The following is a 24,911-nucleotide window of genomic DNA, read 5'->3' as shown; positions in this document are numbered from 1 at the left end:
CTTTTTGCACGCCGATCACCCCACGAAGGGGGTGCCTATTGCACGCTGATCCTCACCCGCGCCTTGGCAAAGCCCCGGTCACTCGCGAGGAAGGCAGCAAGCATATGCGGGACCAAATCGGCGATCGCCTGATTATCGCCATAGGCCTGCTGATAGATGGTGGCATAATCCGCCAACGCCAGATGAAGGTCTGGCGCGATGCTGATAGCTAGTTTGACAGGCGTTCTGTCGGGCAGACGACTAAGTCTAATATCCGTCATATCATGCTCCTATTCTGTCCAAGGTGCCAAAATGAGATCGCGATGCACTATGAGCCGGACCGGGGCACCGGGCCGGATGGTGATGGTCGGTTGGATCTGAAGATTGCGGGACGTGATCTGGTCGCCAGCGCGAGACACATTCTGCTGCGTAGATTGACGGATCGCTTGGACAAGATCGCTTTCGCCAGAGAAAGTCACGTTCGCCCCGACGCCGAGCAATGTCGAGATTGCGACGCCCTTGAGCAGTTTCCAAGTATGAAAATCAATTTTGTCGGCGAGCCCGGCATAGCCCGATGGGTCTGTCGCGGGCACGTTGCCGAGCCGGATCGAACTGCCGTCAGGCAGGATGATCCGCTGCCACACCACCAGCGCGCGCTTCTGCCCAAACGCGACCACGCTGTCATAGCTGCCGATCAGCCGAGCGCCCTGCGGAATGAGAAGAATGCTGCCCGTCGCGCTGTCGTAGACCCGCTCGGTCACCTGGGCAGTGACGAGCCCCGGGAGGTCGGACCTCAGTCCTGTAATCAGGCTCGCTGCGATAACGCTGCCAGCGGACAGCATATTCGGCGACGCCGCTGGACTCATCCGATGCTCATTGACATCACCGCCGGTGTCGCGCGCCGCGACGAAGTCGGCTTTCCGCTGCTGGGCATTGGGATCACGATCGGGATCGATCGATAGCCGCGCCTGCTCCGTAGCGGCTGCCGACGGAGAAGATGGTGTCGCATCAGCGACGCGGGTCGGATCGTTGCGAATGCCAGATTGCACCAATAATCCAGATTCGCGCGCCGCCCTCAACTCCGCAGCCCGTCGATCGCGCTCGGTCGCCGCGGTCTGGTCTGCGCGACCGGCCTCGCCGATCGCCGGCTCTATGCCCATCGCACGCTGATGATTGAGGATGGGACGGCCGAGATCACCGGGTAGGGGCGGTCCGAGTTTGGGCACGTCGCCATAGCTGCCCGGCAAGCGGCTCAGCGTATCGGTCGGCGCTTTCGCCACGACCGTCTGGTCGTCGGCTTGTCCAGCGAGATGCAATGCGGACGGCCGCAGCGCGACCCAAGCTGTCGCGATCAGGCTGACCGAACCAAGCGCCGCAATCGCCACTATGGCTCCCCGCTTAAAGCGGATCGCCCGCGCCGGCTGGCCGCGAAGCGCACCGGATAGCCGGTCCCGCCAAAAGTGGTCACCGGATAGAGCAGCGCCTGCTGGATCGAATAGAGCTGGATGAAGCTCGGCGCGCGGAACGACTTGCCCCAGCTGGCCTTGAGATCGAGGATATCGTTGGGCGCAAGGATAACGCCCAGCTTGGGCGTGACGATATCGCCAATCTGACGGTAGCGCTCATAGCGCAGCGCCGCGCTCACGTTCAGCCGGTGCACCAGCGGCAGGCCCATGTCCGGACCGACGAGCGGCAGATTGAGTTCACCGAAGGCATAGCGACTGTCCTGCGACGGCCGGGCATTGTTGATATTGCCCACGCCCCTGAAAATCTCGAAATCATTGGCGCGGATGCCCGCCCCGACCGCGAGTTTCGCCGGTCCACCCGGCAGCGCGAACAAAGGACCATCGGCGGCGACTTCGCCGGTGACGGTCTGGTTCGTGTAGCGGCCAGAGGCGGTGCTCGCGAACTGGTCGTTCCGGAAGGTGTCGCCCTGGAAATAGGTGCGTCCCTTGCCGAACGTCCCCGACAGGCTGAGCTGCCAGGGGCCAAGCGCCAGTCGGGCGGCGCTTGCGAGGGCGAGCATATTGGAGTCGAAGGTCTGCCGCGTGCGGCTGACGGTCAGGTCCCCGGCCGCGTTGAGCGGATAGGTGAACGCCCCCTCACGGTCATTATAGAGCGCATCCGCCTCGATCGACAAAATGTCCGTAATATCCTGGTGGACGCTGGCGACGATCGCATGCCGTCGGCTGGCCGGCAGGATCGTCACGTTGGGCCGTACCCGCGCATATTCGCGTTGATTTGTCAGGAGCGCCGTGTTGCGATTATATTCATAGGAAACGAACCCGCCGCCGCCCTGCCACCGGCTACCTGCGAGAATGGAGTAGCGCTGCTCGACATCGCCGCCGTCGGTAGCGCCAGCAATGCGCGCCCGAGTTTCGACGCCATCATGATCGCGCTTGAGCATGACGTTGACGACACCACCGACCGCGTCGGATCCATAAATGGCGGAGGCGCCGTCGGCGACGATCTCGATGCGATCGACCGCTGCCAGCGGGATCGCGGAAATATCGACGCCCTGCCGCGCCGAATCATAGGGCAGGCGTCGACCATTCAAGATGGTAAGCGTCGCATCGCTGCCCAGGCCCCGCAGATTGACGGTCGATCCGCCACCCACATTGCCGCCCGTGCTCGAGGGGACATTGAAGCCCACGCCCGGATTTTGTCCGCCGCCAAAGCTCTGCGGCAGGCTGCGCGCCACCTCGCCCAGGTCCGCCAGGCCGCTGTCCCGGATCGTCTTTTCGCTCAGGATTGTCACGGGCGAAGCGCCCGGCGCCCCGCGAATCCGACTGCCCGTGACGATGATCCCCGGACCATCGCTTGCCGCTCGCCTGTTGTCACGCCCGCCGTCGGCGCGAACGACATAGCCGCCATCCACCCGGTCGAAGGTCAGCCCTGCCCCCTGGAGCAGCCGGCGCAAGGTGTCCTCGACCGTGAAATGGCCCTGGACCGCTGGCGCGGGACTATCCCCAATCACATCCGCGTCGGCGAGAATGGTGCTGCGAGACTGCAGCGCCAGCGCCTTCAGCGCACTGCCCAGCGGTTGCGCTGGCAGGTCGATTGCCATCTGTTCGGCCGGCGCACTCGCCATCGCCGTGCCCGTCATCACGGCGACCGTAGCGATCGCTGAAAAAAACCGTCTGTCCCCAAATATCGTCATGATCGTCTGTCTCCCCCCAGGCCGCTAAAGGGCGGGTTGTGCGAGAGACGACCGCAGGCAAATCCACCCGACAGTTATTTTCGGGCGGCAGGTGATTTTTTGCGCGAGGGCTGCAGAATGAGACGATCGGGATGCGAGGCATCGACGGCAAGGCCGAACATGGTCGCGATGGCCTGTGCGAACTGCTCAGGACTCCGCGCGCGGAAGGCGCCGGTCACGGAGAGACGGGCGAGACCCGGATCGCCCAGTTGCACATGCCTGTGATTATAGCGGTTGATGGCAACCACCGCACTGCCGAGCGGCGTCTTGTCGAGCGCCACCATGCCCGACACCCAGCGGGCGTCCGCCAGGGAGCGCGCGCGTGGCGTGGCGTCCGCGCCCATGCTGCTCGCGTCGCCAGCCACCAGCGATTGCGTCGAAACATCGCCGTCCCTGCCCACCCTCTGCAACGCGACGTCGCCCTCGATCGCCGACACGATCGGCTCCGCCCCGACCACGCTGACGTCGAACACTGTCTGGCGCGCCACGATCTCGCCGCCCGAAACGGCGACCGAGAATGGCCGACGGTCTTGTGCGACGCCAAAACGCGCGCGTCCCTGCGCCAGTTCGAGGCGACGGCGATCATGCGTGAACCGGACCCTAACCAAGGTCGACGTATCGAGCGTCAGGGTCGAGCCGTCCGCCAGCCGAACGGTGCGGATTTCACCGACCGCAGTCCGGTAGGTGGCCGCGTCAGCCGAGGAGACAAGATCGAAGGGGCCTGCGTGCCGGACCATGGCGAGCGTCCCCACGCCCAGGATCGCGGCAACACCCAAGCTCATGGCCCCCACATGCGTGCTGCGGCGCATCAGAAACGGGGCGCGCACAAGCTTGCGGCTGCGCCCCACCTTGCTATCGGCCAGCAGCCTGCTATCGCGCCAGGCGCACGCCGCCTCGTCATAGGCCGTTCGATGCCGGGGGTCGGCGTCCAGCCAGGCCAAGAAGGCCCGTTCGCCATCTGGATCGGCACCCGCTTGTCGACGAGCCAGCCACGCGCCAGCCGCATCGTGCACGCTGCGCGGGATCGAGAACCGCTCAGCGTCAGTCATGATCGCGCAAATGCCTGCCCAGTTGCTTGATCGCGCGACTCATCTGCTTCTCGACGCCCCTTATGCTCAGTCCGGTCTGCTCGGCAATTTCAGCATAACTATAGCCGTCGAGACGGCATGCGAGAAAAATCTGCCGGGTCAGCGGCTTGAGCCGTAGCACCGCCGCCTCGATCCGCGCCAGCCGATCGCGCGCTTCGAGCGCCGCGATCGGATCGGCATCGGCCACAGGCGCCTCCTCGATCGGCATGTGAAGGTGCAGGCTGGTCCGCTCGGCGGCCCGCGCATCGTCTCGGACAAGGTTGCGGGCGGCCTGGCGGAGATAGGCGCCAGGCGACGCGATCGCGGCGGATTGATCGTCGGTCTTCCCAGCCATGCGCGCAAAGACCTGCTGGACGATGTCCTCGGCCCGGTCATCGGCAGTCCGGCGCGCCAGAAATCGCAGCAGGGCCGGACGCTCGGCCCGATACAGCGCGCCCAGCAGGTCTCGCGGGCTTTCGACCCGATCATGATCAGGCGGCAGCGGGTCTCGTTCGTCCAATGGCAAGCGCGCGGCGCCTAGCGCGGTCGACATCTCGGCCCACAACCTGCGCCACTATGCGCTGCATTCTCCATCGGCATGGCCTCCGTGCAAAGGGCGAGGCGGTGCCGGCAAGAGCCGGGTGTAGAGAACATGCTTGAGACATGCGCCGACGCCTTTGGCCGCAAGCGGCTTGGACATGCGCGTCGGCCACCCGGCCGCGTCGATGGCGGGTCCATTTTCCCCAAGCGAGGTTCTCAAGCCTCGGCGCCGCCTTCGCGACGCGGAACAAGACTAACATCTTGATTCGGAGAAGCAATACCGATGGGAGGATTTGCAAAGCGCGCGTGTATTGACAGCGGGAGATCGACCACGATCCCGCCTGTAATAATTTCCCTGTTTCCGATACAGCGCCAGACGTTCTTTGCCCTCATGGGTCGTCTACGACGATCACGCTTAAAACGATCATCCTCGTCCCGCCACAACCATCATTCGCGGCGCGGCTTCAATCGGCCAAAAGTGCTGTCACGGTCTTTGTCTCCGTGTAATGGAGGACACCTTCTTCGCCAACCTCCCGGCCCCAGCCTGATTCCTTGACCCCGCCAAAGGGGGCGGAGGGATCGTTCATCCCGTGCGTATTGATCCAGACCGTGCCGGCCTGAAGCCGTCTTGCGGTCAGATGAGCGCGGGACAGGTCGCGGGTCCAGATATTGGCAGCCAGGCCGTAGCGGGTGTCATTGGCTTGCCTGACCACGTCATCGATATCGTCAAAGGGGGTCGCAACCAGTACCGGGCCAAAAATCTCCTCCCGCACGATGCTGGCATCAGCATCGGGATTGGCGAAGATCGTCGGCTCGACGAAATAGCCGTCCCGGTCCCCGGTCCCGCCACCTGTGACAAGGTCCGCGCCGGTCGCCTTGCCTTGCGCGATAAAGTCCAGCACGCGCCCCTGCTGCACCTTCGATACCAGCGGTCCGAGCATCGTGTCAGGATCGCGCCCATGGCCAAGTTTGAAGCTCTTAGCGACTTGCGCGATACCGTCGATCACCTTGTCGAACACCGACCGTTCGACATAGAGGCGCGAGGCGGCCAAGCAAACCTGGCCCGAATTGAAGAAGATTGCGAGCGCAGCCCCGATCGCCGCCTTGTCGAGATCGGCATCGGCGAAGATGAGCGAGGGCGACTTGCCGCCGAGTTCCAGCGTGACCCGCTTGAGGTCTTTCGCGCAGGTCTGGACGATCCGCTTGCCGACGCGGGTCGATCCCGTGAAGGCGATCTTGTCGATGCCGGGATGCTCGACCAGCGCCTGCCCCGCCTCATGCCCATAGCCGGTGACGATGTTCAGCACACCTTCGGGCAGCCCCGCCTCCAGCGCCAGCTCGGCCAGGCGCAGCGCCGTCAGCGGCGTGACTTCGGACGGCTTCAGCACGATGGTACAGCCCGCCGCCAGTGCCGACGCGATCTTCCAAGCCGCCATCGCCAGCGGATAATTCCACGGCACGATTTGGCCGACAACACCGATCGGTTCGCGCACCGAATAGCTGTGATATTGGCGGCCATCGCCGGAAATGGGGTTCACCTGCCCATAAATCTTGGATGCCCAGCCAGCCATGTAGCGAAAGATATCGACGGCGGCGGGCACATCCACCGCCAGCGCATGATGCACCGCCTTGCCATTGTCATAGCTTTCGAGCAGCGCCAGTTCCTGGGCATGATCCTCGATCTTGCGCGCGATCGCCTCGATGATCTTGCCGCGATCCAGCGGGCGCATCCGGCTCCAGGTCGCGGATTCGAACGCGGCCCGCGCTGCTTTGACGGCGCGATCGACATCGGCTGCGCTGCCCGCCGGAACACTGGCGAAAACTCGTCCGGTCGCCGGGTCTTCCACATCGATGACGCGACCGTCCCCGGCCGCTTCCCATGCCCCGCCGATCAACATTTTTTGCTGTGGAAGGCGGACCTCGAAACCGGCATCACCATGCAATCCAGCGGCGATCGAAACGGGTGCAGTCATGGAACATGTCTCCGGGGATCGAAAAGAAAGAGCCGCGCCCGCCTTTCATGGCGCGGCTCAGGGGGAGCGGGTCAGAAGCGCGCCGACAGGGTCGCGCCGAACGTGCGTGGTCGTCCGGCAAAACGGACCGTCGTGTCCGTGATCCGCGTGGCGTTGGACCAGTAGTAGGTATTGCCCAGGTTCCGCACGAAGGCGCTGATCTTGTAGCGCTTGTCGGCAAAGGACAGGCCAGCGCGCAGGTCGATCAGCGTATAATCCTCGATCGTCAGGCCACCTTGCGCGCTCAGGTCCGCCGATGGCGTGGCGCGGGCGTTGCCCAGCACAGCCTTGGTATCGCTCTGGAAATTCAGATTGGCACCGACGAAAGCCTCGACATCGTCACTGAGCGCCCAGTCATATTGGGCATCGGTCACGATCTGAAATTTAGGCGTGTAGGGAAAGGCCGATCCGCCAAAGTCAAGCTCGCTGCCGTAGCTGTCATAATTGACGAAACTGCCCTTGATCCGCGTGTCGAGATAGGTCGCGCCGATGCTGACGCGCAGGCCGTCGGTCGGCGCGAGGTCGAGTTGAATTTCCGCGCCCTTTACCCGGCTTTTCGGGACATTGACCAATGCTTCGAGCGGGCCGAAAACATTGGGATTGGCGATCACGCGGCCCTTCAACTGCTTGTCACTATAGTCGTAATAGAAAAGGGCGCCGTTGATCTGGGCGGTATTCTCCAGCAAGGTCAGTTTCGCGCCGAGTTCATAAGCGGTCACGGATTCCTGCGTGACGGGATTGAACTGGTTGGCATCGCTGGCCGACAGTAGCGGAAAGCTACCCGACTTGTAGCCTTTGCTGACGGAAGCGTAGAGCAGCACGTCCCTGCTCGGCTTGTAATCGACACCCGCCCGCCAGGATATATTATCCTCGTCCAGCGACTTGCGCACCTCGCCCACGGTCAGCGTCGATCCGTCGATCGTGACGCAGCCATTGGTGGGAATATCGATGGGCGCCAGCCCTGCGCCGCCGCGAATGAAGTTGACCAGATTTTCGATCCCCAGCCCCAACGCATTGCCGCGATCGGCCGTGCAACCGGCAAAATCGATATTGGTCTTGGTATAACGCACCCCGCCATGCAGGGTGATGCTGTCACCGATGTCATAGTCCAGATTGGCGAACACCGCCTTGTTCACGAACTTCTGGCGCGCATATTGGCTGTAGACGAAAAAGGGGATGCCAAGGCCGGCGTCGACGAAATTATAGGCCGATGTCGATTGGTCATAGGGACCGGCATCATCCTGCTGATAGGTTTTTTCGCGCGCATAATTGGCACCCAGAATATAGGTCAGGCCGCCCGTCCGCCCTTGCAGCCGCACTTCCTGCGATAGTGCCGTGATCTTTCCGGTGGTGTTGTAGAAATAGTCACGCAAGGCGACGCCGTCCGGGTCGATATCCTGGTCGTTATGATATTCCGACCAGCTGCTGATCGAGGTCAGGCTGACATCGTCGGCCAGATCGATATCGCCCCGAAACGAGGCCTGATAGAACCAGTCGTCACGCTGGGGCTTCTGTTCCGGCGTCCAGTCGGCATCACGATTGTTACGCGGCGCGATGGGATAGGTGGCCAGAGGCCCCAGCCGCGCGGGATTGCCCAGCGGCACCACGCCGATCAGTTGCGCTGCCTGCCCGTCGCTCTTGTCGATGAAACCGTTGAGGTTGAGCGAAAAGCGTGCGCTGTCGGACGGCTCGAAGTCGATGAGGATGCGGCCGGTGGTGAAGTTGCGATCGCCGAGCTTTTCATCGCGCGTGTAGCTGCGTTGCCAAGCCCCGCCCTGCTCGGTCCGCACCGCCACGCGTGCGGACAGCGTATCGCTGATCGGCCCGCTGATGAAACCGCCACCCGATACCTGTCCGAAACTATCCAGCCCCGCATCCAGTCCGGCTTTGAAGGTCGATGTCGGTTTGGCCGCGATATAGTTGATCGCACCGCCCGTCGCATTCGATCCGAACAGCGTGCCCTGCGGCCCTTTCAGCACCTCCACCCGTTCCAGATCGAGCGTTGCGCCGCGCGTCATGATGGAAAAGGGGATCGGCACCTGATCCTGATAGATGCTGACCGTGGGCTTGGCGGCCAGGCTGGTGTCGTAAAAGCCGATGCCGCGCAATGTGTAGACCGGCGTTGCGAACGCGCTCTCGGTATAGTTGAACCCCGGCACGATCTTTACCAGATCCGCAACATCGGTGATGCCCTGGTTCGCCAGCTTCTCGCCGGATGCTGCGGTGATCGACAGCGGCACATCGTTGATCGCCTGCTCGCGCTTCTGTGCCGTCACGACGATGTCGCCAAGGCCCGATGATGTCGCCTGTGGCGCAACGTCGGTCTGGCCCCAGGCCTGCGCATGCAATACAACGGCCGATACGGTGGCGGCCAGCGTGATAATCCTCTTGGTCATGTTCAGACTCCTCCCATTTATCGCCCGGATGTTCCCATCCTGGGCCTGTGCGCCAGTCCCGCTTTGGCGGTGATCCAGCGGCGATGTGCGTCAGTTCTTCGTGAAGCGGATCGGCAGCGCCTTGTACCCGCCGACGAAATTGGTCTCGACCATGCGGGGATCGCCCGCCATTTCGACCGACCTAAGATGCGGCAGCAATTCCTCGAACAAGATGCGCATCTCCAGCTTGGCGAGATGCTGGCCCAGGCACATATGCGGACCAAAGCCAAAGGCGATGTGCGGATTGGGCGAGCGGGTAATGTCGAAGCGGTCAGCGTCGTCAAACACCGCCTCGTCGCGATTGCCCGACGGGTAACAGATCATCAGCCGTTCCATCGCGCGGATATCAATGCCGCGCACCTGCGTGTCGGCGGTGGCATTGCGCATGAAATGCTTGACCGGACTGGTCCAGCGGATCGCCTCATCCACCAGGCCTGGGATGAGAGACGGGTCCGCCTTCACCTTGGCCCAATTTTCGGGATAGACCATCATCCCGTGCAGCCCACCGGCGGTCGAGGACGACGTCGTGTCATGGCCCGCCGTGGCGATCGCGACATAATAGCCGTTCGCCTCGTTACGCGGGATCGGCGCGCCGTTGATCCGCGAATTGGCGATCAGCGACAACAGGTCATCGGTCGGCCTTTCCCGGCGGTCGGCACTCAATTTGTCGAAATAGGTGTAGAAATCCTCGATCGAGGCTGCCCATTGCTTTGCCGCGACCACCGGGTCCGCCGCCATTTCGGGCCGCTGTTCTTCGGGATCATGCACGCCGAAAAATTCCTGCGTCAGCTTGAGCATCCGCGGTTCGTCTTCGGGTGGCACGCCGAACAGCGTCATGATGACGCGCAACGGATAGTGCAGCGCGAAATCGCGGACGAAATCGCATTCACCGTCAAAACTCAGCAGATTGTCCACCGACTGGCGCGCCAGCACTCGGATCTGATCCTCCAGCTTGCTGATCTTGCCGGGCAGAAACCAGTTGGACGTCAGCGTGCGGTAGGACGCGTGTTCGGGCGGGTCCATATAGGTCAGCGACGACAAGATGCGGATCGACCCGCCGTTAATGTCCCGCGTGAAGGCGTCCGATGCCTGATCGACCAGGATCGGGTTGTGATCGGCATTGTGGAACAGCTTGCCGTTGCGTTCCACTTCCTTGATGTCGGCATGTTTGGTGACGACCCAGACCGGGTCATAGCCAGGCACCTGTGCGATACCCAGCGGCATATGTTCGCGCAGCCAGCGAAAAGCGCCATAGATCGTCGCGTCGTCCGTATAGCTTTTAGGCGCGATCACGATCCGCGCAATGTCGTCGGGGATGATGGGACGCACGTCGGCATCCAGCGAAGTCGCCATGAAACTACCCTCTCCTACACGCTGCCCTAAGGACACTTGCGTATTACGTATTGTCATTACGTAACTATGGACAAGCGGATTCGTCAATCGTAAAAAGAGGTCGGACCATTCAGCCTTTCAGGGACGGAAATCCCAGAAAATACGCGGCTTTACGGCGCAAATCATCCGTTCCCGTTCCCGAAACTGAATGACGAACCCAAAGATTGAATAGGAGAAGACCCATGGAAGTGAAGGCAGCTGTCGCCCGGATAGCGGGTGGTGACTTTACGCTAGAGCAGCTCACCCTGTCCGATATGCGCGCCGACGAAGTGCTGTTGCGGATCGTCGCGACGGGCCTGTGCCATACCGATATCGTCGTGCGCGATCAGTTGCTGCCGACGCCCCTGCCCGCTGTGCTGGGCCATGAAGGTGCAGGCATCGTCGAGGCAGTCGGCGCGGATGTCACCACACTCGTGCCGGGTGATCGCGTCGTGATGGGCTTTGCCGCCTGCCGCCAATGCCCCCAATGTGTTGCGGGGCACCCAGCCTATTGCCGCGATTTTTCCGCACTTAACTTCGGCGGCTGCCGGGCGGACGGCTCGACCTGCCTGCATGACGGCGTAGCGCCGGTCAGCAGTCACTTCTTCGGCCAATCCTCCTTCGCCAGCCACGCCATCGCGGCCGCCCATAATCTGGTGAAGGTACCGGCCGAGGCACCGCTCGAACTGCTCGGCCCGCTGGGCTGCGGTATCATGACCGGGGCAGGCGCGGTGATGAAGGCGCTCAAACTTCAGACTGGCGAGACCATCCTGATCACTGGCGGCGGCCCCGTCGGTCTGAGCGCCGTCATGGCGGCGAAGGCTTCGGGCGCTGGGCAGATCATCGTCGCAGATCCTTTGGCAACACGCCGCACCATGGCGCTCAACCTGGGCGCGACTCATGTCATTGACGTGAAGGCAGGCGACACCGCCGAACAGTTGCGCAAGCTGTTGCCCCAAGGCGTCGATTGCGTGCTGGACACGTCGGGCGCGGTCCCAGCGATCGAATCAGGCGTGGCCTCTCTTGCCCCTCTGGGGCGTCTTGCCATCGTCGGGGTGCCCAAGGCGCTGGATGCGGCGATCAGCCTCAACATCCTGACCCTTCTGTCGCTCGGCATCTCGATCTGCGGCGTGACCGAAGGCAATGCCGACCCGCAGACGTTCCTGCCCGAACTGATCGCGCTAAATGCCAAAGGGCTGTTCCCGTTCGAGAAACTGATAACGACCTACAGGCTGGACGACATCAACCAGGCGATCGAGGACCAGCATGATGGCCGCTGCGTCAAGGCTGTGCTGACGATGGCGTGACCTTGCCCGCCGGGCGATCCGTTTCCTTGCCGGCACGGATCGCCTCGACATGGCGGAAGAAAGCGCGCTGACGCATCAGGCCGAAGAAATCCAGCATGAGCGGAAGCGCATGTTCGACCATGGTGGCCGCTTCCGCCACATCGATATGCCCATCGACCCGTTCCATGAAGGTCGACGCTTCCCAGCGTCCGACGAAATCCGCCGCCTCTGTGTAAAAGCCCAGTATGTCGGGCGTGTAATCCAGCCGCTGATCGAACCCGGCCTTGCGCATGTCGCCCCAGATACGCACCAGCTGCGCGCAGGTGATGCTCAGCGCCTCGCCCTGATCCGTTTCGATGATATCCAATATGCCGATCTTCGCGAGCGTGCGGGCATCCTCCGCCGCATACGGATAGCGTTCCAGCAGCGACGCGATCATCACCGGCGGCCCGTCGACGCCGACGCGATGCGCGACCAGTTGCTCCAGCTGGTCGAACGCGCTGGCCTCGACCCGGCCTTCGGTACCTTCACCGCCGATGATCGCCTTGATCTGTGCCAGCGTCAGCCGGTTCTCACGCTGGAGCCGACGCACGGACAGGATCGCCTGGACATGCTCCTCGCCATAATCGGCGACCGTCTTGCGCGGCCTCTCTGGCTCCGGGATCAATCCTTCGCGCAGATAGACGCGGATCGTCTCCCGATGAACCCCCGTCCGATCCTCCAGTTCGCGCATCTTCATGATGGCGCTACAGCATGGCGCACCGGACAGGGCAAGCCGCTATGTTACTTATATACGCAAGGCCCGGCGGTTCAGGCAGCGACCTTGCCGCCATCCTCCGCTTCCTGCATCGCGCTGAGCAACCGGCGTGCCTGGTTGACCGCGCCGTCGCTGGCGATGCCCACAAATGCCCGTTCCGGTTCGTCGTCGATCCGCCGCTGCTGCGCTTCAAGCGTTTCCTCATCCTCGGTGATGGTATCGAAAAACTGGTCGAACAGCACGTCCGGCACGCCGCTTTCCTTGGGCGCGGTGGTGCAGATGGTCCAGAGATAATGGCTGGTCGTTTCCGTTTCCGGCGTGATGAAATGGTTGTTGGCCAGCATGAAGCCATTGTCGCGCCTGCCTTCATAGGCGCCGGTGCCAGCGTCACAGCCCCCCGCGTTGACGCGGCAGGTCATGCCGATGCCCGGCTCGAACCGCACTTCCTGCCAGCGATCGACCCGGCCCTTGAAGCCGCCAGCGTCGATATAGGATTTGGGCGGGATCGAATTGGGCATCTTGCGCAGCAACGTCACCTTGCGACCGTCGAACTCGACCTTGGTATCGGCATTATAATGCTGTTCCGGGTTCCCGCCGATCGTGCGCGCATGGATATAGGGCACATGGGTCAGGTCCATGATATTGTCGATGATCAGCTGCCAATTGGCCTTCACCGGGAAATTATAGGGCCGCCATGTCCAGGCCGGATCATTATGTTCCGGGCTGTCGACAATGATCGACGGATCGGCCAGCGCCGGTTCGCCCATCCATATCCAGATGAGATGATCCTTTTCCACCACCGGATAATGACGGACATTGGCGGCGGCAGGGATGCGCGCCTGGTTGGGGATGCGGGTGCAGGTGCCTTTGCCGTCAAATTCCACGCCATGATAGCAGCAGCGGATGACGTCGCCATCGACATGGCCCGAAGAGAGCGGCATCGCCCGATGGCTGCACCGGTCCTCCAGCGCGGCGATCTCGCCGCTTTCGGTGCGGAACAGCACGACCGCCTTGTTCAGATATTTGCGCCCCAGCGTCTTGCCCGGTTCGATATCGGCGGCGAAAGCGGCCACATACCATGCGTTGTAAATGAACATGCTGCTCTCCATCATCCGGCCGGGCCGTTCACGGCTCCGGCGCTACCCTATTGTTGGCTGTGATTATGGATGGCCCGCGCAGAACCGCCAATCGCAATCCCATAACGCCATAAGAAAAGCGGGAAACAAAGACGGTAAAGCGGGATCAGCGTAAATACAGCCCGCCATTCATGTCCAGCGTGGCGCCCACGAAGAACCCACCGCGATCCGAAGCCAGCAGCGCCGTCGCCGCCGCGATCTCGCCCACTTCCATGAAGCGCCCGACCGGCACCTCGCCCTCGACCTGCGCGATCTGTTCGGCCGACAGTCGCGCCTTGGCCGTGTCGATCGGCCCCGGCGCGATGGCGTTCACGGTCACTCCGGTCCCGGCTAGATAGCGCGCGAAATATTTGGTCAGCATGATCGCCCCGGCCTTGGACGCGGCATAATGGGGGGAGGCCACCGTCCCGCCATTCTGCCCGGCGAGCGAGGTGATATTGACGATCCGCCCATAACCATTCTCGCGCATATGGTCGGAGAATATCTGGCAGCTCAGGAACACGCTGCGCATGTTGATCTGGACGATCGCGTCAAACTCTTCCGGGCTGATATCCTGCGTCGGCGTGCGCTTAGCGAAGCCTGCATTGTTGACCACGATGTCGACCTTGCCCCACAGGCCCGCCATCTGATCCCGCGCAGCGATGAAATGCGCCTTCTCCCGCACGTCCAGCGTCAAGGCGATCGCCGTATCGCCCGACGGATCGAGCGAGGCCGCCACCGCCTGCGCCACAGCGATGTCCACATCGCTGACGGCCACACGCCCGCCCCCGGCATGGATTTCGCGCGCCACCGCCTCGCCCACACCACGGCCGCCACCTGTCACCAGCGCGGTGCGGCCTGCAAAGGAAAAACTGCCATTGGCAGGCAGCGTGAAGTGATCACTCATGATATCGTCCTGCAATAGGATAGCGGGGAAGGCCGCGCCCTTCCCGCCCATGCCGTTCGTCAGCGGCGGATCGACAGCGTCAGGCCATAGGTCCGCGGCGTGTTGGTAAAGATCTTCCAATAAGTCGTGCCATTGCCCGGCACGGCCAGGAAGGCGGTGATGTCGTCCGCATTCACGATCTGATAATTGTTGGTCAGGTTCTTGCCCCACAGGCCGATCTGGAAACGGCCATCGGCTGCTTCATAATTCAGACGGGCATTGACTGTCCGGCCCCGCGTGTCGCGATGCAGATTGTCATAAAGCCGCAGCGTATTGGCGTCGTCTGTCGAAATACGGGTGGAGAAGTTGAAATCCGCCTGCGGCGTCAGCGTCGCGCCATTGCCCAGCCGCCCGGTATAGGCCGCGCCGACGGTGAAGCTGTCGCGCGGTGCGAACTTGGCGGGATTGCCCGAATAATCGAGGTTCACCAGCGGATCGCGCAGATCGGTATAGGTGCCGACCAGATGCGTATAATTGGCGGTCAGGCGTAGATCCTCGACCGGTCGAATGACGGATTCGACCTCCATGCCCTTCATCTTGAGCGTGCCATTATAGGTATGAGCAATACCGCCCGCGCCAGAGAAATTCTGGAGATTCTTGGTCGTCTGGTGGAACAGCGCGACGTTCAGGTCCAATTTGTTGTCGAACAGGCGGGACTTTGCGCCGATTTCATAATTTTCGGCATTTTCCGGCTCCAGCGGAATGGTCGGGTCGCGATAGGCATTGTCGACGAAGCCGCCCGATTTGAATCCCTTGGCATAGGTCGCATACATGTTGATCTGTTCGGTCGGCTCGAACTTGATCGTGAAGCGCGGCGTGAAGGCGTCCCAGGTGCGGCCGCCCGATGCGCGCACTTCGCCGGGAAAGCCGAAACCGGGAATGGCCCCTGCATCCGTCGTCGAAAAGGCACGATAATCGACCTTCTTGCGATCCGACGTATAGCGACCACCCGCGACCACGGCCAGATTGTCGGTGATTTCAAACGTCGCCTCGCCGAACACGGCCAGGCTGCGGACATTACCGTCCTGGACGCGCGTAATGTTGGTGACGTCGGGATTGCGGCGGATGCTGCCGGGCACGGCCGATCCGGGCAGCGGGCTGTAGAAGAAGATGTTGGTCGTCGAAACATCCGCCGACAGGAAATAGGCACCCACTACATAGGAGAAACGGCCCGGCGCCGATGCGAAACGCACTTCCTGCGTGAAGCTGCGGTTCTTGACCACCTGGCGGCGGTCGAACACCGGCACGACCGTCCCCACCGGCACGTCGTCGTTGATCGCGCGGCTGTCGTTCATGCGATAGCCGGTGATCGACGTCAGCGTGCCGCCAAGCAGGTCGAGGTCGCCGCGCAGATAGCCGCCGCGCAGCCGCTGGCGATAGGGTGACGACACGAAGTCGTTATTGGTCCATTCGTCATCGGTATAGGCACCGAACGTATCGGGGATGACCTGATTGCCGCCAATGCCGAGCTGAATCGCGCCGCCATTGCCTTTGGTATAGCTATAGTCGCCCGACAGGAGGATCTGCAGCGTATCGGTCGGCTGGAACAGCAGCTTGCCGCGCGCCGAATAGCTATCATATTTGCCATAACGCCCCGACTGGTTGGGCGTGTCGATCAAGCCATCGCTATGTTCGGTGCTGAACGCGAAGCGGCCGGCGATCTTGTCCTCGACCAGCGCGCCGTTCAGCATCCCTTCGGTCCGCACGAAGCCGCCATTGCCGCCACTGATCTGGGCGAAATAATCATCGTTGAATTCAGGATTGTTGGTGACCACCGCAATCGCGCCGCCCACCACGTTGCGCCCGAACAATGTACCCTGCGGGCCGCGCAGCACTTCGACGCGGTTGGTGTCATAGAAATTGGCGTTCAGGTCGTTGTTGAACACATAATAGACGTCGTCCATGAAAAAGGCGACCGGCGTGTCCAGCGTGGCGGTGCGGAATGTCGACACATTGCCACGGATCGCGACGATCGACAGCGACTTGTCGGCGGTGTTGATGGTGATGCCCGGCATCTGCTGCGTCAGCGCGGCGGGGCTGTAGACCTGCGCCTCGCGCAGCAATTCGCCGCCGAACGCCGCAATGGAAAAAGGCACTTCGCGCACCGTCGATTCGCGCCGCTCGGCGGTGACGACGATGTCTTCGGGGAAGATCGCCTGCTGGGGCGCGGCGTCCTGCGGCACTGGCTGATCGGCCTGCGCAAAGGCCGAAACGCTCGTCATGGCGGCGATGATCGCGCCCATGGCGCAGGATGTTTTGAAGCTGAAAGGCATTCCCGGACTCTCCCTTGACAACACGGCTTGATGCCGTCTGCCAACCGTGAAGCAGCAAAAACAAAAGAGGCGCAATAGCATCGTCCCGATTATTGAATGGTCCGACCACATTCCGATTGGGGCGGGGCGTGGAGTGGCTCTAGTCAGGGATCAGGGAATGGTGCTGGCTTCGATTCACGCCGCGCCGATAACGAAAAGCAAGGAAGAGGCTGAAAAACTCATGCAGTCCACAGATAGCGCCGACATGACCAGGGTAGGACCGGGCACGGTCATGGGCACGATGATGCGCCAATATTGGCTGCCCGCCTGCCTGTCGTCCGAAGTTACTGCTGACGGCGATCCATTGCGCCTGATGATCCTGTGCGAAAAGCTGATCGCCTTCCGCGACAGCAGTGGCCGGGTCGGCATCATGGACCATCGCTGCCCGCATCGCTGTGCGTCGCTGTTCATCGGCCGCAACGAGGAAAACGGCATACGCTGCGTTTATCATGGCTGGAAGTTCGACGTCGACGGCAAGTGCGTCGATATGCCGTCCGTCCCCGCCCGCATGGACTTCAAGGACAAGGTCCATGCCAAGGCCTATAAGACGCACGAAGCCAACGGCCTGATCTGGGTCTATATGGGCGAAAACCAGTCCGCTCCGCCGCCCTTGCCGGAAATCGAAGCGACGATGCACCCGGACGCCGAAATCTGGTGCTTGCAGCGCGACTGCAACTGGCTCCAGGCGCTGGAGGGTGACATCGACACCAGCCATGTCGGCTTCCTGCATGTCGGTTCGATCGAGGCGGACGATCTGGATGAGGATCATCCGATGCGCCCGACCGTCCTCAACCGCGCGCCCGACTATGAAGTGGCGCAGGCCGACTGGGGCGTCATGTATGGCGGCTATCGTCCGAACGATGATGGCCAGATGAGTTGGCGCGTCGCCCACTACATGTTCCCCTTCTGGACGCAGACGCCCAACAACCGCTTCGCCACCCGCGCCATTGCCCGCGCCTGGGTGCCGATGGACGACGAACATTCGATGCTGTTCGACATCACCTGCGGCGTGGATGCGGGCAACCCGGCCTATACGTCGACGCTCAAGGACGGCACGCCCTTGTTCGCGCCGCTGGAATATGCGCCGACGACCACCGACTGGTTTGGCCGCTGGCGTTCGCCCGATAGCGAGAAGAATGACTGGGCGATCGACCGTGAATCCCAGCGCAACGGCACCCAGTTCACCGGCATCCCCAACATCACGATGCAAGATCAGGCCGTGACCGAAAGCATGGGACCGATTACTGACCACAGCTTTGAAAATCTGGCCCCCACCGACCAGATGATCGCCCGCGTGCGCCGCCGTGTGCTGCTCGCCGCCCGCGCGCTCGCCAACAAGGGCACGCTGCCCCCGGGGATCGAAGACCCCAGCATCTTCTACCGCGCGCGCGCCGGCTCCTTCCTGCACGACCCCAGCGACACGCTCGCCAACGCCTATGAATCGGCACTGGCCAAGGCGGTACGCTGGCCCGACAAGGTCGAAGCGGCTGAGTGACACATATATAAGGGCCGGGGAGATCCATGCCCCGGTGCCTCGAACAAGGATGATAGAGGTGACGACACGCATTGCGGTTTGTCCGGTTCGCCGATCCATGGCGCCCCGGCCCTGCCAAGAGACGCATCGCACCGGACGGAGAGGGTGATGCGCGTACGACTGAAGAATATCCGCTGGGAGGCCGAAGGGATCAACAGCTACATCCTCGAACCCGTCGATGGCGGGCTGATGCCACCCTTCGATCCCGGTGCGCATATCGACGTCCAGCTTTCCCCCGGTCTGGCGCGCAGCTATTCGCTGGTCAATGACCCCGCCATTCGCGGCTATTATGAGATCGCCGTCCATCATGCGATCGACGGTCGCGGTGGATCGCGCCACATCCATGAAAAATGGCAGGTCGGCCAGATCCTCGACATCTCGGAACCGAAAAACAATTTCCCGATGGTGGAGGATGCCAGCCACACCGTGATGATCGGTGGCGGGATCGGCATCACGCCGATGCTGCCCATGATCGCGCGGCTGGAAAAACTTGGGCGTAGCTGGGAACTCCATTATGTCGCCGCCTCGCCTGAGCGCGCCGCCTATGTCGATCGCCTGTCCGATTATGACCAGGTGGAAATCGCCTATGACGGCATTCCGGGCGGCCGCCGCCTGGACCTGAAAGCCATCTGCGCCGCTGCGCCCGCCGACGCGCATCTCTATTGCTGCGGCCCCGGTGGGATGCTCGATTCTTTCGTGGCGATCAATTGCGACCGGCCCAAGGGCCATGCCCATATCGAATATTTCTCGGCCGAAACCGAAATGGCGACCGAGGGCGGCTACACATTGGAACTGGCCAGGACCGGCAAGACCATCGCGGTGGAAGAAGGCGAAACGATGCTCGACGCGCTGCTGAGCGCCGGTGTCAATGTCGGCTTCGCTTGTTCCGAAGGAATTTGCGGCACCTGCGAGGTCAAGGTGCTGGACGGCATTCCCGACCATCGCGACCATTTCCTGTCGGACGACGACAAAGCCGCCAACAGGTCGATCATGGTCTGCTGTTCGGGGTCGAAAAGCGCGAACCTCGTCCTCGACATCTGATTGCGATATTCCGGTTTTCCAATGTCACACCGGCAAATGAATGAAGCGGCCGCAAACGGCCCAGGCTCAAGGAGACGATCTTGGCGGTCGCCACGATAGAAGGCAGCAGCAGCAGTCCGGCGGGATCACGGGGCATGCTGGACGACATACCCATGTCGTCCTACCAGATCTGGTCCGTGCTGATGATCGCCGCGACCGTCATTCTCGACGGCCTCGACAATCAGATGCTTGGCCTAGCCGCGCCCTCGCTACTCCAGGAATGGGGCATCGACCGCACGGCATTGGGGTCCGTGTTCGCGCTAGGCTTTGTCGGCATGGCCATCGGCACGCTGACGTCGGGCTGGGTCGGCGATCGCTTCGGACGGCGCGGCGCGCTGATCATCGGCGTCGCCATCTTCGGCGTTGCGACCCTCATCACCGGCTTTTCCACGACATTGTGGCAAGTCGCTGCCCTCAAGACGCTGGCGGGCGTGGGCCTTGGCGGCGTCCCCGGCACCGCCAGCGCCATGATCGCCGAATTCACCCCCGTCCGCTGGCGCAGCGTCGCCGTGACCTTCGGCGTGGTGTGCGTGTCGATCGGCGGGATATTGGGCGGGGTCGCGGCCGCGCTGATCCTGCCGGGCCTTGGCTGGCGCTGGCTCTTCTATATCGGCGGCAGCGTGACGATGATTTTCGTCGCGTGGCTCTGGTTCGTCCTGCCCGAATCCCCCCGCTATCTGGCGGAACGGCCCGATCGCGCCGCTGAACTCGACCGCATATTGCGCCGCATCGGCCATCCCGACCCTACCTCCGTTGCGCATGTGCCACGCGCCGCCGGGGAAGCGCCCCGCTACGAACCGATGCGCAACCTGTTCGGCACGGCCTTGTTGCGCGACACGCTGGCGCTGTCGGTCGCGATGTTCTCCGGCATGTTCATGATCTACCTCATGTTCAACTGGGCACCGACCATGCTGACCAGCGCAGGCTTTGGCCTGCAAGCCGCTAGTCTTGGCCTTACCAGCTTCAACATCGGCGGCTCCATCGGCGCGATGATCGCGTCGCTGGCCATCATCCGCTTCGGATCGCGCCCAGTGCTGATCCTGATGGCGATCGTCGGGGCGGCGGTCTGCGCCACCCTCGCCCTCCTCCCCATCAGCGGCGCGCGCAACGAAGGCGCTGTCCTAGCCTGCCTCGGCGCGCTCGGCCTCTTCGCCAGCGCCGCGCAATCGGCCATGTTCGCGGTCGGCGCGCACGCTTTCCCGACCGGCCTGCGCGCCCGCGGCCTCGGCCTTATGGGCGCAGCGGGCCGCATCGGCGCGATCGTCAGCGCGGTAGCGGGCGCAATCCTGATCGACTGGGGCAATCTCGGCTTTTTCGGCGCGCTCGCGGCCTTGATGCTGGTCAACGCCTTGGGCTTCATCGCCGTGCGGGGCCATGTGCCCGCGCTCGGCCGCAGGGACGCAATTCTATGAGCGATAGCTTCGACTATATCGTGATCGGCTCCGGCTCGGCGGGCAGCCTGATGGCCAATCGCCTGTCGGCCGACCCGGCCAACCGCGTCGCTCTGATCGAAGCAGGGCCATCCGACAAAAAATGGCCGGTCAACATCAAGACCGCGATGCCGGTCGGCAATATCTTCCTGCTGCCGCACGAAAAATATAACTGGAAACAGGCGCTGACCGGCAACGCCGCCGTCAACAACCGCACGATCAACTTTCCGCGCGGCAAGCTGTTCGGGGGATGCAGCGCCATCAATGGCGGCGTCTATATTCGCGGGCAACGGGCGGACTATGACGCCTGGGCCGATGCGGGCAATGATGGCTGGGCCTATGACGATGTCCTGCCCGCTTTCAAAGCAGTCGAAAATTATGCCGGTCCCGATACGCCCTGGCACGGCAAGGGCGGCGAACTGGACGTGCAGAAGCCCAAAAGCTGGAATCCGGTGAGCGCCGCTATCGTAGATGCGGCGGAACAGGCAGGGCATCGCCGCAATGATGATTTCGCCAGCGATCGGCAGGACGGCTTTGGCCGCTACGACCTCAACCAACGCAACGGCACCCGCCTGTCGAGTGCCCGCGCCTTCCTCCACCCCGCACTGGATCGCGCCAACCTGACTGTCATGGCGAACACCATGGTCCGCCGCATCCTGTTCGACCGGGGTCGCGCGGTAGGTCTGGAGATCGAGACGGGCGGCGCGCGCAGCACCATCGCGGCGCGGCGGGAGATCATCCTGTGCGCGGGCGCGACCAATTCGCCGCACCTGTTGATGCTGTCGGGCATCGGGCCGCAGGATCATCTACACGAGATGGGCATCGACCTTATCCACCATTTGCCCGGCGTCGGCGCGCATTTGCAGGACCATCCCACCGTCCATGTCGCGATGGAAAACCCGTCGGCGGAATCCTATGCCGTATCGGCCAAGGTTCTGCCCCGCATCCTGGCCAGCCCGTTCAAATATCTGCTGAAGCGCGAAGGCATGCTGGCCTCCAATGTCGCGGAGGCGGGCGGCTTCCTTTGCACCGACGGAACGGGTCGCCCCGACATCCAGATCACCTTCCTCGCCGGGCTGAAGCTCGACGCCCGTTCGGTCCCCCGCCGCCACGGCTATATGGGGCTCATTCAGTTGCTGCGTCCCAAAAGCAGCGGCTCCGTCCGTCTGGCCAGCAACCGACCGGAAGACAAGCCGGTCATCGATCCCAATTTCTTTGCCGATCCCTATGACATGCAGACGCTGATCGCCGGGTTTCGCGCCTGCCGCCATATCTTCGCCCAGCCCGCACTCGCCGCCATGACTGGCGCGGAAATCGAGCCGGGCGCGCAGCATCAAAGCGACGCCGAGATCGACGCCGCCCTGCGCAAGATCGTCAACACTGCCTATCACCCCACCGGCACCTGCAAGATGGGATCGGACAGCGACCCGATGGCCGTCGTGGACAATCGCCTGCGCGTGCGCGGCGTGTCAGGCCTGCGCGTCGTCGACGCTTCCGTCATGCCGGACATCATCAGCGGCAACACCTCCGCCCCCACCATGATGATCGCCCAGCGCGCAGCGCAGTTCATCCTGCAAGACGCCGTCACATCCAACATCGCCGCCTGAAAGAAACCCTATGACCCAGCTCATCATCCCCCCCCGCCCCGCTCTGCTCGACACGCCGCATCAGGACATGTTGATCGGCGGCCAGCGCGTCCCTGCTTTGTCGGGGCAGCGGTTCGAGACCCGCAACCCCGCCACTGGCGATCTGTTGGCCACCGTCGCGCAGGGCGGCGCGGAGGATGTCGATCGCGCAGTCAAATCGGCCCGCACCGCGTTCGAGGGGCCATGGCGGCGGATGAAGCCGGTGGAGCGCCAGCGCATCATGCTGCGCCTTGCCGATCTGGTGGAGCAGCATTTCGAGGAACTGGCGATGCTCGACACGCTGGACCTGGGCGCGCCCTATAGCCGCACGATCATGGGCAAGGCGCGCGCAGGCGCATTGCTGCGCTATTATGCCGGGCAGGCGACTTTGATCGCGGGCGACACGATCGACAACAGCGCCATGGGCGACGTCCTCTCCCACACGCTCAAGGAACCCATCGGCGTGGTCGCGGCGATCAACCCGTGGAACGGCCCGATCGGCATGTCGGTGTGGAAGGCCGGGCCGGTACTCGCCACCGGCTGCACCCTCGTCATGAAGCCCGCCGAACAGACGCCCCTGTCCGCGCTGCGCTTTGGCGAACTGTGCCTGGAAGCGGGCGTGCCGGACGGCGTCATCAACATCGTCACGGGCCTTGGCGATGCAGGCGCGGCGCTCTCCAGCCACCCGGACGTCGACAAGATCGCCTTCACCGGCTCCACCGGCGTCGGCGAAAAAATCCTGCACGCCGCCGCCGGAACGATGAAGCGCGTAACCGTGGAACTGGGCGGCAAGTCGCCCAACATCGTCTTTGCCGACGCCGATCTCGACAAGGCCGTCCCCGCCGCTGCCATGGCCGTGTTCGCCAATGCCGGGCAGATTTGCAGCGCGGGCACGCGCCTGTTCGTACAAGGCACAATCCACGACGAATTTATGGAGCGCCTCGCCGCCTTCACAAAAACGATCAAGGTCGGTGACCCGCTGGACCCGACCACCCAGATGGGGCCGGTCGTTTCCCTGGCCCAAATGGACAAGATCCTCGCCTTCATCGACGGCGCCAACACGCAAGGCGCCCACCCGCTGACCGGCGGCGCGCGCATGAGCGGCGCGGGCTATGATGCGGGTTATTTCATCGAACCCACCATCTTCACCCATGTCGCCGACGACATGACGATCGCGCGGGAGGAGATTTTCGGCCCGGTCCTCTCCGCCTTTACCTTTGACACGATCGAGGAGGTTCTGGCCCGCGCCAACGCCACCGAGTTTGGCCTGGGCAGCGGTGTATGGACCCGCGACCTTGGCACCGCGCACCGCATGGCGCGCGGCATCCGCGCGGGGTCCGTCTGGGTCAATTGCTACCAGATGCTCGATCCCGCCGTCCCCTTTGGCGGTTACCGCATGAGCGGCTTCGGCCGCGAGTCCGGCCCGCATCATATCGAGGATTATCTGGAAACGAAGGCGGTCTGGATCAACCTGGATTAGCCCCTCAAACCCAGCCCGATTCCCGCAAATCGGGTGGCGCGCCCGCCACCCGCTCGCCCTTGGCCGCCTCGCCCAGCATGTCGAGGAAGCGGCGCTGGGTCGCGGTCGGGCGCCAGCTGCGCCGCGTCGTGATCCCCACCACGCGCTTGCTGCCTTCCAGCGGCGGCCCGACCTGCGTCAGCAGCCCGCTACGGATCTGCAACGCCACCTGATCGGGCGACAGCAGGGTCAGGAAATCCCCCTCCGTCAACAACCGCCCGATGATCATTACCGACCCGCACTCGACCGGCGTCGCTGGCACCTTGCCCGCCCCGAACAGCTTTTCCCACTGTTCACGCAATGGCGAATTGGCGGGCGCGACGATCCACGGATAGCTCGCCAGCTGCTCCATCGTCGGCTTGTCCACCTTGGCCAGCGGATGCTGGCTCCCCGCTGCGATCACCAGCCGATCCTCCGACAAGGGCAATTGGTACAGATCGGCAATCTCGAACGGCCGCAGCGCGCCGACCACCATGTCGATCACCCCGTCGCGCAGCGGCTCCACCAGTTCGCGCCAGCTTCCCTCCAGCACCTTGAACGCCGCGCGCGGATCGCTCCGCGCCATCCGCGCCATCGCGGCGGGCACCAGATAAGGCCGCGCCAATGGCAGCGCCCCGAACGCGATCAGCTCGCTCCCGCTCCCGCTATCGCGCCCGATGTCCGCCAGCGCCGCGACGATCTCCGCCACCGCCAGCCTTGTGCCC

Annotated in this window: 19 protein-coding genes; 6 read left to right on the top strand and 13 right to left on the bottom strand. The window is 63.1% G+C overall.

Features of this window, described 5'->3' with window-relative positions:
- Positions 1 to 35: 35 nt before the first annotated feature.
- The 8 genes from AX724_RS15625 to AX724_RS15590 form a co-directional block, all read right to left on the bottom strand.
- The gene (locus tag AX724_RS15625) at positions 36 to 260 is read right to left on the bottom strand and encodes a DUF2274 domain-containing protein (RefSeq protein WP_066768043.1); all 225 of its coding nucleotides are present in this window, start codon (positions 258 to 260) and stop codon (positions 36 to 38) included.
- Positions 261 to 269: 9 nt separating this feature from the next.
- Complete coding sequence (locus tag AX724_RS15620; protein ID WP_331711451.1) at positions 270 to 1,226, bottom strand: TrbI/VirB10 family protein; 957 nt, start codon at positions 1,224 to 1,226, stop codon at positions 270 to 272.
- Between the two features lie 137 nt (positions 1,227 to 1,363).
- Entirely contained in the window at positions 1,364 to 3,139 is a 1,776-nt protein-coding gene (locus AX724_RS15615; protein WP_331711450.1) for a TonB-dependent receptor, read from the bottom strand.
- Positions 3,140 to 3,213: 74 nt separating this feature from the next.
- Positions 3,214 to 4,227, bottom strand: a complete 1,014-nt coding sequence (locus tag AX724_RS15610) for a FecR family protein (protein WP_066768041.1) — start codon at positions 4,225 to 4,227, stop codon at positions 3,214 to 3,216.
- A complete protein-coding gene (locus AX724_RS15605; RefSeq protein ID WP_066768039.1) occupies positions 4,220 to 4,798 on the bottom strand; it encodes an RNA polymerase sigma factor in 579 nt (192 codons plus the stop codon). The genes AX724_RS15610 and AX724_RS15605 overlap by 8 nt, the downstream gene beginning before the upstream one ends.
- A gap of 451 nt (positions 4,799 to 5,249) precedes the next feature.
- On the bottom strand, positions 5,250 to 6,758 hold the full coding sequence (locus AX724_RS15600; protein ID WP_231736703.1) for an aldehyde dehydrogenase family protein: 1,509 nt from the start codon (positions 6,756 to 6,758) through the stop codon (positions 5,250 to 5,252).
- A 71-nt stretch (positions 6,759 to 6,829) separates the two neighbouring features.
- A complete protein-coding gene (locus AX724_RS15595; RefSeq protein ID WP_066768038.1) occupies positions 6,830 to 9,193 on the bottom strand; it encodes a TonB-dependent receptor in 2,364 nt (787 codons plus the stop codon).
- A 90-nt stretch (positions 9,194 to 9,283) separates the two neighbouring features.
- Complete coding sequence (locus AX724_RS15590; RefSeq protein WP_066768037.1) at positions 9,284 to 10,585, bottom strand: cytochrome P450; 1,302 nt, start codon at positions 10,583 to 10,585, stop codon at positions 9,284 to 9,286.
- 221 nt (positions 10,586 to 10,806) lie between these two features.
- Here AX724_RS15590 and AX724_RS15585 point away from each other — a divergent pair, with 221 nt between their 5' ends.
- Positions 10,807 to 11,910: an NAD(P)-dependent alcohol dehydrogenase gene (locus AX724_RS15585; RefSeq protein WP_066768035.1), complete on the top strand. Its 1,104-nt coding sequence runs from the start codon at positions 10,807 to 10,809 to the stop codon at positions 11,908 to 11,910.
- Here the strand turns inward: AX724_RS15585 and AX724_RS15580 are convergent.
- The 4 genes from AX724_RS15580 to AX724_RS15565 all read right to left on the bottom strand — a co-directional run bounded on the left by AX724_RS15580 (position 11,885) and on the right by AX724_RS15565 (position 16,980).
- Entirely contained in the window at positions 11,885 to 12,628 is a 744-nt protein-coding gene (locus tag AX724_RS15580) for a MerR family transcriptional regulator (RefSeq protein WP_066768033.1), read from the bottom strand. The two genes, AX724_RS15585 and AX724_RS15580, sit on opposite strands and share 26 nt — an antisense overlap.
- A 71-nt stretch (positions 12,629 to 12,699) precedes the next feature.
- The gene (locus AX724_RS15575; RefSeq protein WP_066768049.1) at positions 12,700 to 13,743 is read right to left on the bottom strand and encodes an aromatic ring-hydroxylating dioxygenase subunit alpha; all 1,044 of its coding nucleotides are present in this window, start codon (positions 13,741 to 13,743) and stop codon (positions 12,700 to 12,702) included.
- Between the two features lie 145 nt (positions 13,744 to 13,888).
- The gene (locus AX724_RS15570) at positions 13,889 to 14,668 is read right to left on the bottom strand and encodes an SDR family NAD(P)-dependent oxidoreductase (protein ID WP_066768048.1); all 780 of its coding nucleotides are present in this window, start codon (positions 14,666 to 14,668) and stop codon (positions 13,889 to 13,891) included.
- A 59-nt stretch (positions 14,669 to 14,727) separates the two neighbouring features.
- Complete coding sequence (locus AX724_RS15565) at positions 14,728 to 16,980, bottom strand: TonB-dependent receptor (RefSeq protein WP_066768031.1); 2,253 nt, start codon at positions 16,978 to 16,980, stop codon at positions 14,728 to 14,730.
- A gap of 244 nt (positions 16,981 to 17,224) precedes the next feature.
- Between AX724_RS15565 and AX724_RS15560 the strand changes: the two genes are divergently transcribed.
- The 5 genes from AX724_RS15560 to AX724_RS15540 all read left to right on the top strand — a co-directional run bounded on the left by AX724_RS15560 (position 17,225) and on the right by AX724_RS15540 (position 24,168).
- Positions 17,225 to 18,514, top strand: coding sequence for a Rieske 2Fe-2S domain-containing protein (locus tag AX724_RS15560; protein ID WP_231736702.1), 1,290 nt, complete (start codon positions 17,225 to 17,227; stop codon positions 18,512 to 18,514).
- A 147-nt stretch (positions 18,515 to 18,661) separates the two neighbouring features.
- Positions 18,662 to 19,594 (top strand): PDR/VanB family oxidoreductase, encoded by a 933-nt coding sequence (locus AX724_RS15555; protein WP_066768029.1) that lies wholly within the window; start codon positions 18,662 to 18,664, stop codon positions 19,592 to 19,594.
- 80 nt (positions 19,595 to 19,674) lie between these two features.
- On the top strand, positions 19,675 to 21,045 hold the full coding sequence (locus AX724_RS15550) for an MFS transporter (protein WP_231736701.1): 1,371 nt from the start codon (positions 19,675 to 19,677) through the stop codon (positions 21,043 to 21,045).
- The gene (locus AX724_RS15545; protein WP_066768026.1) at positions 21,042 to 22,670 is read left to right on the top strand and encodes a GMC family oxidoreductase; all 1,629 of its coding nucleotides are present in this window, start codon (positions 21,042 to 21,044) and stop codon (positions 22,668 to 22,670) included. The genes AX724_RS15550 and AX724_RS15545 overlap by 4 nt, the downstream gene beginning before the upstream one ends.
- A gap of 10 nt (positions 22,671 to 22,680) precedes the next feature.
- A complete protein-coding gene (locus tag AX724_RS15540) occupies positions 22,681 to 24,168 on the top strand; it encodes an aldehyde dehydrogenase family protein (protein ID WP_066768024.1) in 1,488 nt (495 codons plus the stop codon).
- Between the two features lie 4 nt (positions 24,169 to 24,172).
- Here the strand turns inward: AX724_RS15540 and AX724_RS15535 are convergent.
- On the bottom strand, positions 24,173 to 24,911 hold a 739-nt coding region (locus tag AX724_RS15535), incomplete at its 5' end, for a LysR substrate-binding domain-containing protein (RefSeq protein ID WP_231736700.1).

Source organism: Sphingobium sp. CCH11-B1 (assembly GCF_001556865.1).
In the GTDB taxonomy this organism is placed as follows: domain Bacteria; phylum Pseudomonadota; class Alphaproteobacteria; order Sphingomonadales; family Sphingomonadaceae; genus Sphingobium.
Note: the sequence above shows the minus strand (reverse complement) of the source record. Positions and strands in the feature narration are given on the sequence as shown.